Genomic DNA, 12,294 nt, shown 5'->3' with positions numbered 1-12,294 from the left:
CTCCCGGGTGGGCCGCCGCCGTTCGCTCGTGCGCGGGGTGGTGCCGCGGGAACCGGGCCGGACGGGGGTGTGGCCGGCCCGGTCCCGCGCCCGGCGTCAGGAGTCGCGTCGAACAGCCTCGACGCGACGGCGCCGGAGCACCATGCCGGCCCAGCCGACGCTGATCGCGGCGGCACCCGCGAGCAGCAGCGGACCGGTGGCCGAGGTACCGCCCACGGCCGCCGAGGCGGTCGGGATCACCTGGCCGGCCGGGGAGTCCGGGTCCCCGCCGTGGCCGTGGTGGGCGACCGTGGACTTGGAGGCGTCGGCCGCGATCTGGGCGTCGCTGGGCGCGGCCGGGGCCTGGGCGGTGAGCGCCGACGCGGCGGTGGCGGAGGCGCCGAAGTCGACGTCGGAGCAGGCGTAGAAGGCCTCCGGGCTGTCGCTGCGCTGCCACACCGTGTACAGCACCTGGCGGCCGGTGCGCTGCGGCAGGGTGCCGGAGTAGCTGTAGGAGCCGTTGACGGCGTTGCGGTCGACCTGCACCTTGGCCACCGGGGTCGGGTCGAGGTCCGACCACTTCAGCGGCTTGGTGGGGTCGTAGCCCGCCTTGGTGATGTAGACGGTCTGGGTGCCGACGTGCGGCGCGGTGGTGCGGAACTGGAAGGTGAAGGCGCCGGACTTCACCGCGGTGGCCGGCCAGTCGGTGCGCGGCCAGTCCAACGCCGCGTACTTGTCGCGGTTGGCCGAGCAGAGCTTGCCGTCCGGGATCAGCGCCTGGTGGTTGCCGTTGGCGTTGGCGATGTTGACCTCGTTCCAGTCGTACAGCGGCTGAGTGCCGCTCGCGGCGACGAGGTCCTTGCAGATCTGGGACACCGGGTGCTCGGGGCCCTCGGCGTAGCAGGCGGCGACCCGGCTCACGGGGTTGGTCATCGTGCCGTGGGCGCTGGCGGTGCCGGCGGTGGCACCGGCCACCGCGAGGACCGCGGCGCCGATCACGCCGACGGACAGGGCACTTCGCTTGATGGACATGGGGTGGGGACTCCTTGACCGTCGTTCCGGGCGTGCGTGGGGGAACGGGCACGCCTGCCCGTTCGGGAGCCGCCGGCCCGGCGCGCGGCTCCCGGCCAGAGCGTAGGATTGGTCTGGACCAGAAGGCAATAGCCGCGCGTACTGTGCTTGTTGACGGACTGTAGGCCCCGGAGCAGGACAAAGGCCCGACGGACGGCCGTGGTTAGCCGTTCCATCGGGCCCCGTTAAGGCTCCGGAAAGGTCAGTGCCGCATGTCGTGGATGATGCCGGCCTGGATCACGAGATCGCTGTTGACGGTCGAGCTGCCGCTGATGGTGTTGATGATGTAGGTCCCGCCGGGCGCCTTCTCGAACTGCCCGGGCAGGAACTCCCTGAGGATGTCGAAGAGTTCCTCGGCCGCCTGCGGGTTCGTCCGGAACAGCGCGCGCAGCCGGTTGCGGAGGGCGGCGGCCTGGTCGGCCAGGACCTCCTCGTCGCCGTCGGCCTCCAGTACCTCGGCGCGGATCACCTCCAGCTCGGCGCTCGCCTCCTCGTCCCGCTCGCCGCGCCCGAACAGCCGGGCGATCCGCGAACTGGCCTGGTTCCAGGCGGCCGTGGCCATCAGTCCGGCCACCGAGGTCGCCCCGGACCTCACCATCTCCTGCACGAGCTCGGCGTCCATGCCGCCCCCTTCACGTTCGCAGTGTCGCCACCACGGTAGGGCAAAGGCGGACGAAGCGTCAGAGGAACGTCTTCCCCTCGCCCCGGTACGTCGGCACCGTCCGCACGACCCGGTCGCCCTCGACCAGGTGCAGCTCGGCGAAGCGCTCGCACAGCTCGCCCGCCTTGGCGTGCCGGAACCAGACCCGGTCGCCGATCAGCAGGTCGTCCGCGGCCGAGCCGAGCAGCGGGGTCTGCACCTCCCCGGCGCCCTCCATCGGGTCGTAGCGCAGCCCGGCCGGCAGGTACGGCACCGGCGAGCGGTCCGGGCCGGCCGCGCCGGAGGCCGGGTAGCCGCCGCCGAGCACGGTCACCACGCCGAGGCCGGGGCGGCGCACCACCGGCTGGCCGAACAGCGCGGCCGGGCGGCCCCGGAAGGAGCGGTAGTTGTCGAACAGCCGCGGCTGGTACAGCCCGGAGCCGGCCGCCACCTCGGTGACGGCGCGCTCGGCCACGGTGGACTCCACGCTGCCGGTGCCGCCGCCGTTGACGAACTCCAGGTCGGCCACCTGCCGCAGCCGTCGGACCGCCGCCGCGCGCCGCTCGGCCAGCTCGGTCCGGGACCTGGTCTGCATCAGCCGGATCAGCTGCGAGCGCACCGGCCGGCCGGGCACCCGGTCGCCCACCCCGGCGACGTGTCCCTCGTACGCCATCAGGCCGACGACCCGGAAGCCCCGGCGGCGCTGGACGAGTTCGGCGAAGGCGCCGAGGTCCTCGGGGGTGCGCAGCGGCGAGCGCCGGGCGCCGACCCGGACCCGGCCGCCGAGCAGCTGCAGCGAGGTGTCCAGCTCCAGGCAGACCCGCACCTCGGCGTCGCCGCCGCGGGCCGCGTCGATCAGGTCCAGCTGGGCCGGGTCGTCCAGGACGACGGTGATCTCGCGGGCGGCCTCCGGGTCGGCGGTCAGTTCGGCGTAGCCGGCCCGGTCGGCGGAGGGGTAGGCGAGCAGGATGTCGCGGACGCCGGTGCGGGCCAGCCAGAGCGACTCGTCCAGGGTGAAGCTCATCACCCCGAGGAAGCCGTCCACGGCCAGGGCCCGTTCCAGCAGCGCCCGGCAGCGGATCGACTTGCTGGCCAGCCGGATCGGCTTGCCGCCGGCCCGGCGGACCAGGTCGGCGGCGTTCGCGTCGAACGCGGCGAGGTCCACGACGGCCACCGGCCCGTCCAGGTGGGCGGTGGCGCGGTCGTACCGGAGGCGGTCGGAGACCGGGGCGGGTGCGGTCGCGGGCGCGTGGAGGATCACCATGGCCGCAGGGTGCCACACCGCGCTACCGGTGGGTAGGCCCCGTGCGCGGGGAGCGTGCAGGGAGTTGGGGCCGCTCGCGCGCGGTGGCATAGGGTCGGGCGGGTGGACCGCAAAGACTTCTCCAACCCGGCGTTCGTCGGCAAGAGCATCCCGAATCCCGGCTTCTCCGACGACGACGGCACCGCCGACCAGGCGCTCACCGAGGCCCTCGCCCGCTGGTCGCAGGACCGCGCGGCCGAGCCGGAGGTGCTGGCGGCGCTGACCCCCACCCGGCTGATGGTCCCGATCGTCGCGATCCTCGGCGAGGTCGAGGTGGACGCGAACGGGCACCGGCACGAGAAGACCAGCGACATGGCCGTCCCGGTGCTGGAGGCCCCGGACGGGCGCCGCGCGCTGCCGGCCTTCACGTCGTTGGAGTCGCTCGCCCGCTGGCGCGCCGACGCCCGCCCGGCGCCGACCGCGGCCCCGCAGGCCGCGATGGTGGCCTTCTCGGAGCGCGCCGACACCCTGCTGATCGACCCGGCCGGGCCGGTGCCGTTCCTGCTGAGCGGTGCCCGGCTGCGGGCGCTGGCGGAGAACCGCGCGTTCCTGCCGCCGGTCCGGGACCCGGAGGTGCGCGAGGCGGTCCGCGGGCTGCTGGCGGCCGAGCCGCAGGTGGTCACCGGGCTGCTGGCGGCCTCGGAGGACTCGGACGGGGTGCTCGCGGTGGTCTTCGACCCGGCGCTGGACCAGGCCGGGCTGCAGGCGGCCGCCCAGCGGGTCGGACAGGCCGTGGCCGCCGACCCGGTGCTGCGGGTGCGGCTGGACCGGGGGCTGGACCTCGCGGTGCTGCCGGCCGGTGCGGAGCTGCCGGGGGAGCCGCTCTACAAGCGGTAGACGTGAGAAAGGAGCGGCACACGTGTGCCGCTCCTTTCCCCGTCCGGACGTCAGGAGTAGACCGGCCCGGTGAACTTCTCGCCCGGCCCCGCGCCCGGCGCGTCCGGGACGACGGACGCCTCGCGGAACGCGAGCTGGAGCGAGCGCAGCCCGTCCCGCAGCGGCGCGGCGTGGAAGTTGCTGATCTCCGGGGCGCCGGCGGTGACCAGCCCGGCGAGCGCGGTGATCAGCTTGCGGGCCTCGTCCAGGTCCTTGTCCTTGTCGCCGCCCTCGGCGAGACCGCACTTGACCGCGGCGGCGCTCATCAGGTGCACGGCGACGGTGGTGATCACCTCGACGGCCGGGACCTCGGCGATGTCGCGGGTGAGGTCGTCGAAGCCGATCGCGTCGTCGTCCGCGCCGGGGTTCTGGGTGGGCTCGCTGCTCAAGGGTGGCTCGTTCCGTTGTGCCGTGTGGGTACACGTGGAGCGTACAAGGGGGTCCGCGCCGGGGCGGAATAGCGTTCGACCGCGTGACGCTGTAAGCTTCGAGACTGACCGGCCGGGATCCCGTATGGGCACTCGGCCAGCAAGTGGAGGCTCCACTGAGGAGGCCCGAGAGGGCAACCGCGAAAGTCTCCCACCTTGTCGGCCTCGCGGCCGACGGGTCCCGGTCCGCGACGGGCGCCCCTGGCGCCGAGTCGCCGCAGCGCCCCTCACCGGGCGCAGCCCCCGGTTGTGTGGAGCCCCGCTTGTACCGAGCGGGGCTTTTTTCGTGTGGCGGTGTACGTAGCCGGACAGCGCAGCACGAATGAAGCCCCGCCCAGTGGTCGAGTCCACTACGTGCGACCGCCGTCCGACGGCCGCATCGCAGAAGGTGCAACCGAGGAGGCCCCATCAGCACCGAGCCCCGCATCAACGACCGGATTCGCGTCCCCGAGGTGCGACTCGTCGGTCCCAGCGGCGAGCAGGTCGGCATCGTGCCGCTTGCCAAGGCGCTGGAGCTCGCGCAGGAGTACGACCTCGACCTGGTCGAGGTCGCGGCGACCGCCCGGCCGCCGGTGTGCAAGCTCATGGACTACGGCAAGTTCAAGTACGAGTCGGCCATGAAGGCCCGTGAGGCGCGCAAGAACCAGGCGCACACGGTCATCAAGGAGATGAAGCTCCGGCCGAAGATCGACCCGCACGACTATGACACCAAGAAGGGTCACGTCGTCCGGTTCCTCAAGCAGGGCGACAAGGTCAAGATCACGATCATGTTCCGCGGTCGTGAGCAGTCCCGCCCCGAGCTGGGCTTCCGTCTGCTCCAGCGGCTCGCCGACGACGTCCAGGACCTGGGCTTCGTCGAGTCCTCGCCCAAGCAGGACGGCCGTAACATGATCATGGTTCTTGGCCCGCACAAGAAGAAGACCGAGGCGATGGCCGAGGCCCGCGCCCTCGCGGACGCCCGCAAGGCCGAGCGTCAGGGCCGCACCGGCGGCCCCGACGCCGCTGCGGACATCGAGGACGAGGACGTCGTGACCGACGTCGAGGACGTCGTGACCGAGGCCGAGGACGCCCCGGCCGAGGCGCCGGCCGTCGAGGCCGACGCTCCGGTCGAGCAGCCGGCCGCCTCCCAGGGCGCCTGAGCCCTCACCGGCCAGGAGGCCCGGGAGACCGGCCCCCAGGGTGACGGGGCGTCCCGCCCGGTCACCGCAGATCCATCCAGTTCACGCCCGCGCGGCGCACGTCGCGCGGGCGCGGACGGGACTGACGAGGAGATACGGCGAAATGCCGAAGCAGAAGACGCACAGTGGCGCCAGCAAGCGCTTCAAGATCAGTGGCTCTGGCAAGGTGCTGCGCGAGCGCGCCGGCCGCCGCCACCTCCTGGAGCACAAGCCCTCGACGCTGACCCGCAAGCTGGCCGGGACCGTCGAGCTGGCCCCCGCTGACGCCAAGAAGATCAAGAAGCTTCTCGGCAAGTGATCGCCCTCCCGCCCGGCGCGAGCCGTGAGCGGGGCAGCTGATCCTTCCCGACCCATTCGAATGACGGACCACGTGAAGTAGTCCGTGGTCCAACCCAAGGAGTAATCAAGTGGCACGCGTCAAGCGGGCAGTCAACGCCCACAAGAAGCGCCGGGTCATCCTGGAGCGCGCCAGCGGCTACCGTGGCCAGCGTTCGCGCCTGTACCGCAAGGCCAAGGAGCAGGTCACCCACTCGCTGGTCTACAACTTCAACGACCGCAAGAAGCGCAAGGGCGACTTCCGTCAGCTGTGGATCCAGCGCATCAACGCTGCGGCCCGTGCCAACGGCATCACCTACAACCGCTTCGTGCAGGGCCTGAAGGCCGCCAGCGTCGAGATCGACCGCAAGATGCTGGCCGACCTGGCCGTCAACGACCCGGGTGCGTTCGCCTCCCTGGTCGAGGTCGCCCAGAAGGCGCTGCCGGCCGACGTGAACGCCCCGAAGGCCGCCGCGGACGCCGCCTGATCTTCCGAGATCGGTTGAGCTCTGACCGGACCCGCAGGCTCGCCTGCGGGTCCGGTCCTGCTTTCGCCCCCCTCCTTCAGCGCCCTCAGAGATCGAGACCATGCCGAGCACCGACACCCCCCTGCTGACCTCCCTGCGCTCGCCGCGCGTCGTCGCCGCCCGCCGGCTGGCCAAGCGAAGCCAGCGCGGCAAGGAGCGCCGCTTCCTGGTCGAGGGCCCGCAGGCCGTCCGGGAGGCCGTCGCCTTCGGCAGGCTGCCGGGCAGCGGCGAGCACGCCGTGGTCGAGGTCTACACGACCCAGGAGGCCGCCGAGCGGCACGCCGGCATCGTCGAGGCCGCCCTGGCGGAGGGGCTGCCGGTGCTGACCGCCACCGACGAGGTGATCGCCGACATCTGCGACACCGTGACCCCGCAGGGCATCGTGGCGCTCTGCCGCTTCATCGACACCCCGTTCGACGAGGTGCTCAGGGCCCGCCCCAAGCTGGTCGCGGTCCTCGCCCACGTGCGCGACCCCGGGAACGCCGGCACGGTGCTGCGCACCGCCGACGCGGCCGGCGCGGACGCCGTGGTGCTCACCGACGCCTCGGTGGACCTCTACAACCCGAAGGCCGTCCGGGCCTCCGTGGGCAGCCTGTTCCACCTGCCGGTGGCGGTCGGCGTGCCGGTCGAGGAGGCCGTCGGCAGGCTGCGCGAGGCCGGTGTCCGGGTGCTCGCCGCGGACGGCGCGGGGGAGCGGGACCTGGACCAGGAGCTGGACGAGGGCACGCTGGGCGCGCCCGGCGCATGGGTGTTCGGCAACGAGGCGTGGGGGCTTCCGGAGGAGACCCGCGCGCTCACCGACGAGGTCGTGCGCGTTCCGATCCACGGCCACGCCGAGAGCCTCAACCTGGCCACGGCCGCGGCCGTCTGCCTGTACGCCTCGGCCCGGGCGCAGCGTTCGCCCGGCGGCTGCCGCTCGAACGCCTGACGCACCCGGGGGCGCACCGGGATCTCCCCGTTGCAAGCCCTACTACACCCGCCTGGGAGACGCTAGGGTCTGCCTCTGTGGGGGGAACGGCACGGTGGGTAATCGGGGAGGCAACCCATGGTCGGCAGCGGGCCAGAGCTCGACCCGGACGACCTGCCGGACGGCCTGGTGGTCGCCGACGCGCTGGGCCGGGTGGTCTGCTTCAACCGGGCCGCGGCCCGGCTCACCGGCGTGCTCCCGCAGGCCGCGCTCGGCAGCGGGCTGGAGGACGCCCTCCCGCTGGAGGACCTGGACGGCCGCCGCTGGTGGCAGCTGACCGACCCGTACGGCGGCCTGGCCATCCGCACCGGCCAGCCGGAGCGCAACCTGCTGCTGCCCGGCGGGCGTGAGGTGCTGGTCTCCGCCCGGTACGTGCGCGGCGCCCCGGGCGGGCCGCTGGAGCGCCTGGTGATCGCGCTGCGCGGCACCGAGGCCCGGCGCCGCACCGAGCGCAGCCACGCCGAGCTGATCGCCACCGTGGCGCACGAGCTGCGCTCCCCGCTGACGAGCGTCAAGGGCTTCACGGCGACGCTGCTGGCCAAGTGGGAGCGGTTCACCGACGGGCAGAAGCGGCTGATGCTGGAGACCGTGGACGCCGACGCGGACCGGGTCACCCGGCTGATCGCCGAGCTGCTGGACATCTCCCGGATCGACGCCGGCCGGCTGGAGCTGCGCAAGCAGGTGGTGGACCTGGCGGCGGCGGTGCGCCGGCACGTCGAGCGCAAGGTCGCCACCGGCATCCCCGAGGACCGCTTCGACATCCGGATCAGCGAGCCGCTGACCGTCCTGTGGGCCGACCCGGACAAGGTCGACCAGGTGCTGGCCAACCTGCTGGAAAATGCGGTGCGGCACGGTGAGGGAACTGTCACGATCGAGGTGGCACCGGCCAAGGAGGTCGTCGAGGCGCCCGTCTGGGAGCGCAACGGCACCCCGCCCCGCATCGTGGAAGGTACGGCGGTCACCGTGAGCGACGAAGGCAGCGGCATCCCCGAGGAGGCGGTGCCGCGCGTCTTCACCCGCTTCTGGCGCGGCTCCAAGCGCGGCGGTACGGGCCTGGGCCTCTACATCGTCAAGGGCATCGTGGAGGCCCACGGCGGCTCGATCCGCGTCGACCGCGCGCCCGGCGGCGGCGCCCGGTTCCGATTTATCCTGCCCGCCGGGGTGCCCGACTTCATGCTCTGAGAAAGTGCGTGAACGCCAAGCACAGCCTGCTTCGGGATCCCGAGCAGGTCGGACGTCGTTCCCCCCGGACGGGCTTCGCGGCAGCGGTGATACACGCTGCGACTACACTCGACCTTTGGCGTTGGCCCAAAGACCTTGAGCACGGACGAGCAGGAGCACGGGAAAGATAGAGATGTCGGCACCCAACAAGTCGTACGACCCGGTCGAGGTCGAGGCCCTCAAGCCCGAGGTGGTGGAGCAGGCGCGGGACGAGGCGGTCGCCGCGTTCGCCGCCGCCGGCTCCCTGGACGAGCTGAAGCAGGCCAAGGTCGCCCACACCGGCGACCGCTCCGCGCTCTCGCTCGCCAATCGCGAGATCGGGGCCCTGCCCCCGCACGCCAAGGCGGCCGCCGGAAAGCTGATCGGTCAGGCCCGCGGGGCCGTCAACAAGGCCCTCGCCCAGCGGCAGGCCGAGCTGGAGGCGGAGCGGGACGCCCGCGTGCTGGTCGAGGAGGCGGTGGACGTCACGCTGCCGTACGACCGCGCCCCGCGCGGCGCCCGGCACCCGCTGACCACCATGGCCGAGCGCATCGAGGACACCTTCGTCGCGATGGGCTACCAGGTCGCGGAGGGCCCCGAGGTCGAGGCCGAGTGGCTCAACTTCGACGCCCTCAACCTGGGCCCGGACCACCCGGCCCGCTCGATGCAGGACACGTTCTGGGTCCAGGCCCCGGACGGCTCCGCCGACTCCGGCGTGGTGCTGCGCACCCAGACCTCCCCGGTCCAGGCCCGCACCATGCTCGACCGCGAGCCCCCGCTCTACGTGGTCTGCCCCGGCCGGGTCTACCGGACGGACGAGCTGGACGCCACCCACACCCCGGTCTTCCGCCAGGTCGAGGGCCTCGCGGTGGACGAGGGCATCACCTTCGCGGACCTCAAGGGCACCATCGAGGTGCTGGTCGAGAAGCTGATCGGCGGCGGCCTGGAGCTGCGCTGGCGCCCGTCGTACTTCCCGTTCACCGAGCCGAGCGCGGAGATCGACCTCCAGTGCTTCGTGTGCCGCGGCGAGAGCGTCGGCAACCCGGACCGCCCCTGCCGGACCTGCTCCTCCGAGGGCTGGATCGAGCTCGGCGGCTGCGGCGTGGTCAACCCGCGGGTGCTGGTCGCCTGCGGTGTCGACCCGAACCGCTACAGCGGGTTCGCCTTCGGCCTGGGCCTGGAGCGGATCCTGATGAATCGCCACAACGTCGCCGACATGCGCGACATGGTCGAGGGTGACGTCCGCTTCACCCTCCCGTTCGGGATGGAGATCTGATGCGCGTCCCGCTTTCCTGGCTGCGCGAGTACGTCGACCTGCCGGCCGGCGAGACCGGCCGTGACGTCGCGGAGCGCCTGGTCCGGGCCGGCCTGGAGGTCGAGACCGTCGAGCAGATCGGCGCGGACTTCAAGGGCCCGCTGGTGGTCGGCGAGGTGCTCTCCATCGAGGAGCTGTCCGGCTTCAAGAAGCCGATCCGGCACTGCTTCGTGAACGTCGGCGACGCCAACGGCACCGGCGACCCGCAGGAGATCGTCTGCGGTGCGACCAACTTCGCCGTCGGCGACAAGGTCGTGGTCGTGCTCCCGGGCGCCGTCCTGCCCGGCCCGTTCCCGATCGCGGCCCGCAAGACCTACGGCCACACCTCGGCCGGCATGATCTGCTCCGCCCGCGAGCTGGGCATGGGCGACGACCACAACGGCATCATCGTGCTCCCGCCGGAGTACGAGCCCGGCACCGACGCCATCGAGCTGCTCCAGCTCGTCGACGAGGTGCTCGACATCGCCGTCACCCCGGACCGCGGCTACTGCCTGTCCATGCGCGGTGTGGCCCGCGAGGCCGCCGCCGCGTACGGGCTGCCGCTGGCCGACCCGGCGCTGCTCGACGTGCCGCCGGCGAACTCCTTCGGCTACCTGGTGAAGGTCAACGACCAGACCGGCTGCGACCGCTTCGTGGCCCGTACGGTCGTCGGCGTCGACCCGAACGCCAAGTCCCCGATCTGGCTGCAGCGCCGGCTCCAGAAGTCGGGCATCCGCCCGATCTCGCTGACCGTCGACATCACCAACTACGTGATGCTGGAGGTCGGCCAGCCGCTGCACGCCTACGACAAGCAGCGCGTGGACGGCCCGATCACGGTCCGCCGGGCGGCGCAGGGCGAGACCCTCACCACCCTCGACGGGGTCGAGCGCAAGCTCTCCGCCGAGGACCTGCTGATCTGCGACAACAGCGGCCCGATCGGCCTGGCCGGCGTGATGGGCGGCGCCTCCACCGAGATCCTCGACCCGGCCGCAGGCCCGGGCACCACCGAGGTGATCATCGAGGCGGCGCACTTCGACGCGGTCGCCATCGCCCGCAGCGCCAAGCGGCACAAGCTGCCCTCCGAGGCGTCCAAGCGCTTCGAGCGCGGCGTCGACCCGGAGGCCACCCGCGCCGCCGCGCAGCGCGCCGTCGACCTGCTGGTCCTGATCGCCGGCGGCACCGCCGAGGCCGGGGTCACCGACATCGCGGCCCCGCACCCGGTGCGCACCATCACCATCGCCGCCGACCTGCCCGACCGGGTCGCCGGCACCGGGTACGGCCGCGAGACCGTCACCCGGCGCCTGCAGGAGATCGGCTGCTCGGTCTCCGGCGCCGACATCCTGGAGGTCACCCCGCCGACCTGGCGGCCCGACCTCACGGACCCGTACGACCTCGCCGAGGAGGTCATCCGGCTGGAGGGCTACGACAACGTCCCCGCCCGGATGCCCAACGTCCCCCCGGGCAAGGGTCTGACCGAGGCCCAGCGGGTGCACCGTCGGATCGGCGTCGCGCTGGCCGCGGCCGGCTACGTCGAGGTCAACAACTACCCGTTCCTCGGCGAGCCCGCCTTCGAGGCGCTCGGCCTGGAGGCGGACGACCGGCGCCGCCGCACGGTGAAGCTGGTCAACCCGCTGAACGACGAGGAGCCGGCGCTGCGCACCACGCTGCTGCCGGGCCTGCTCGGCGCGCTGCGCCGCAACGTCGGCCGGGGCAACACCGACCTGGCGGTCTTCGAGACCGGCACGGTCTTCCTGCCCAAGGACGAGCTGAGCGTGGCCCCGCGTCCGGCGGTCGACCACCGGCCCAGCGACGAGGAGCTGGCCGCGCTGGACGCCGCGCTGCCGGACCAGCCGCGCCGGATCGCCGTCGCCCTCGCGGGCGAGCGGCTGCCGTCGGGCTGGTGGGGCAAGGGCTCCCAGGCCTCCTGGGCGGACGCCGTCGAGGCGGCCCGCACGGTGGCCCGTGCGGCCGGCGTCGAACTGACCGTCCGCCAGGGCCAGTTGGCGCCGTGGCACCCGGGCCGCTGCGCCGAGCTGCTGGTGGCCGGCACCGACCGGGTGGTCGGCCACGCCGGTGAGCTGCACCCGCGGGTGGTCAAGGCGCTCGGGCTGCCGGCCCGTACCGCCGCGATGGAGATCGACATCGACCTGCTGACGGCGGACGGCGCCGAGCGCGTCAACGGCCCGGCGGTCTCCGGCTTCCCGGTGGCCACCCAGGACGTCGCGCTGATCGTCGACACCGCCGTCCCGGCGGCCGAGGTCGAGGCCGCGCTGCGGGCCGGCGCGGGCGAACTGCTGGAGGCCATCCGGCTGTTCGACGTCTTCACCGGCGAGCAGGTCGGCGAGGGCCGGAAGTCGCTGGCGTACGCGCTGCGCTTCCGCGCGGTCGACCGCACCCTGACCGCCGACGAGGCCACCGCCGCCCGTGAGGCGGCCGTCGCCGAGGCCGTCGCCCGCACCGGCGCGGTGCTGCGCGGCGCCTGACGCGGCAGCGCCGAGGAGGGCCCCGCCCCGGAC

General features: G+C 73.2%; 12 protein-coding genes. 8 read left to right on the top strand and 4 right to left on the bottom strand.

Annotation, left to right across the window (positions count from 1 at the left end):
• Positions 1-96: 96 nt before the first annotated feature.
• The 3 genes from ACFU7Z_RS25270 to ACFU7Z_RS25260 all read right to left on the bottom strand — a co-directional run bounded on the left by ACFU7Z_RS25270 (position 97) and on the right by ACFU7Z_RS25260 (position 2,954).
• Positions 97-1,011 carry a lytic polysaccharide monooxygenase gene (locus ACFU7Z_RS25270; RefSeq protein ID WP_380779822.1) on the bottom strand — a complete coding sequence of 305 codons (915 nt, stop codon included), beginning with the start codon at positions 1,009-1,011 and terminating at the stop codon, positions 97-99.
• Positions 1,012-1,252: 241 nt separating this feature from the next.
• The gene (locus ACFU7Z_RS25265; RefSeq protein ID WP_049649875.1) at positions 1,253-1,672 is read right to left on the bottom strand and encodes a hypothetical protein; all 420 of its coding nucleotides are present in this window, start codon (positions 1,670-1,672) and stop codon (positions 1,253-1,255) included.
• A gap of 58 nt (positions 1,673-1,730) precedes the next feature.
• Positions 1,731-2,954 (bottom strand): amino acid deaminase/aldolase, encoded by a 1,224-nt coding sequence (locus ACFU7Z_RS25260; protein WP_380779820.1) that lies wholly within the window; start codon positions 2,952-2,954, stop codon positions 1,731-1,733.
• A gap of 102 nt (positions 2,955-3,056) precedes the next feature.
• Here ACFU7Z_RS25260 and ACFU7Z_RS25255 point away from each other — a divergent pair, with 102 nt between their 5' ends.
• Positions 3,057-3,830: an SseB family protein gene (locus tag ACFU7Z_RS25255; protein WP_049649873.1), complete on the top strand. Its 774-nt coding sequence runs from the start codon at positions 3,057-3,059 to the stop codon at positions 3,828-3,830.
• Positions 3,831-3,880: 50 nt separating this feature from the next.
• Here the strand turns inward: ACFU7Z_RS25255 and ACFU7Z_RS25250 are convergent, their stop codons facing one another.
• On the bottom strand, positions 3,881-4,258 hold the full coding sequence (locus ACFU7Z_RS25250) for a DUF1844 domain-containing protein (protein WP_049649872.1): 378 nt from the start codon (positions 4,256-4,258) through the stop codon (positions 3,881-3,883).
• Positions 4,259-4,704: 446 nt separating this feature from the next.
• Here ACFU7Z_RS25250 and infC point away from each other — a divergent pair, with 446 nt between their 5' ends.
• The 7 genes from infC (at position 4,705) to pheT (ending at position 12,261) form a co-directional block, all read left to right on the top strand.
• A complete protein-coding gene (infC, locus tag ACFU7Z_RS25245) occupies positions 4,705-5,436 on the top strand; it encodes a translation initiation factor IF-3 (protein WP_074002347.1) in 732 nt (243 codons plus the stop codon).
• Positions 5,437-5,578: 142 nt separating this feature from the next.
• Positions 5,579-5,773, top strand: a complete 195-nt coding sequence (gene rpmI, locus ACFU7Z_RS25240; protein ID WP_030055648.1) for a 50S ribosomal protein L35 — start codon at positions 5,579-5,581, stop codon at positions 5,771-5,773.
• A gap of 109 nt (positions 5,774-5,882) precedes the next feature.
• Positions 5,883-6,278, top strand: a complete 396-nt coding sequence (rplT, locus tag ACFU7Z_RS25235; protein WP_030055649.1) for a 50S ribosomal protein L20 — start codon at positions 5,883-5,885, stop codon at positions 6,276-6,278.
• A 100-nt stretch (positions 6,279-6,378) separates the two neighbouring features.
• Positions 6,379-7,245 (top strand): RNA methyltransferase, encoded by an 867-nt coding sequence (locus ACFU7Z_RS25230; protein WP_049649870.1) that lies wholly within the window; start codon positions 6,379-6,381, stop codon positions 7,243-7,245.
• A gap of 117 nt (positions 7,246-7,362) precedes the next feature.
• On the top strand, positions 7,363-8,466 hold the full coding sequence (locus ACFU7Z_RS25225) for an ATP-binding protein (protein ID WP_049649869.1): 1,104 nt from the start codon (positions 7,363-7,365) through the stop codon (positions 8,464-8,466).
• Between the two features lie 172 nt (positions 8,467-8,638).
• Positions 8,639-9,760, top strand: coding sequence for a phenylalanine--tRNA ligase subunit alpha (gene pheS / locus ACFU7Z_RS25220; protein ID WP_049649868.1), 1,122 nt, complete (start codon positions 8,639-8,641; stop codon positions 9,758-9,760).
• Positions 9,760-12,261: a phenylalanine--tRNA ligase subunit beta gene (pheT, locus tag ACFU7Z_RS25215; protein ID WP_380779818.1), complete on the top strand. Its 2,502-nt coding sequence runs from the start codon at positions 9,760-9,762 to the stop codon at positions 12,259-12,261. The genes pheS and pheT overlap by 1 nt, the downstream gene beginning before the upstream one ends.
• Positions 12,262-12,294: the final 33 nt, after the last annotated feature.

The organism is Kitasatospora sp. NPDC057518 (assembly GCF_042802075.1).
Classification (GTDB): domain Bacteria; phylum Actinomycetota; class Actinomycetes; order Streptomycetales; family Streptomycetaceae; genus Kitasatospora.
Note: the sequence above shows the minus strand (reverse complement) of the source record. Positions and strands in the feature narration are given on the sequence as shown.

Coding starts and splice junctions, on each gene's coding strand:
- ACFU7Z_RS25270 (WP_380779822.1), bottom strand. CDS start 1,011: ATGTCCATCAAGCGAAGTGCCCTGTCCGTCGGCGTGATCGGCGCCGCG.
- ACFU7Z_RS25265 (WP_049649875.1), bottom strand. CDS start 1,672: ATGGACGCCGAGCTCGTGCAGGAGATGGTGAGGTCCGGGGCGACCTCG.
- ACFU7Z_RS25260 (WP_380779820.1), bottom strand. CDS start 2,954: ATGGTGATCCTCCACGCGCCCGCGACCGCACCCGCCCCGGTCTCCGAC.
- rpmI (WP_030055648.1), top strand. CDS start 5,579: ATGCCGAAGCAGAAGACGCACAGTGGCGCCAGCAAGCGCTTCAAGATC.
- ACFU7Z_RS25230 (WP_049649870.1), top strand. CDS start 6,379: ATGCCGAGCACCGACACCCCCCTGCTGACCTCCCTGCGCTCGCCGCGC.
- ACFU7Z_RS25225 (WP_049649869.1), top strand. CDS start 7,363: ATGGTCGGCAGCGGGCCAGAGCTCGACCCGGACGACCTGCCGGACGGC.
- pheS (WP_049649868.1), top strand. CDS start 8,639: ATGTCGGCACCCAACAAGTCGTACGACCCGGTCGAGGTCGAGGCCCTC.
- pheT (WP_380779818.1), top strand. CDS start 9,760: ATGCGCGTCCCGCTTTCCTGGCTGCGCGAGTACGTCGACCTGCCGGCC.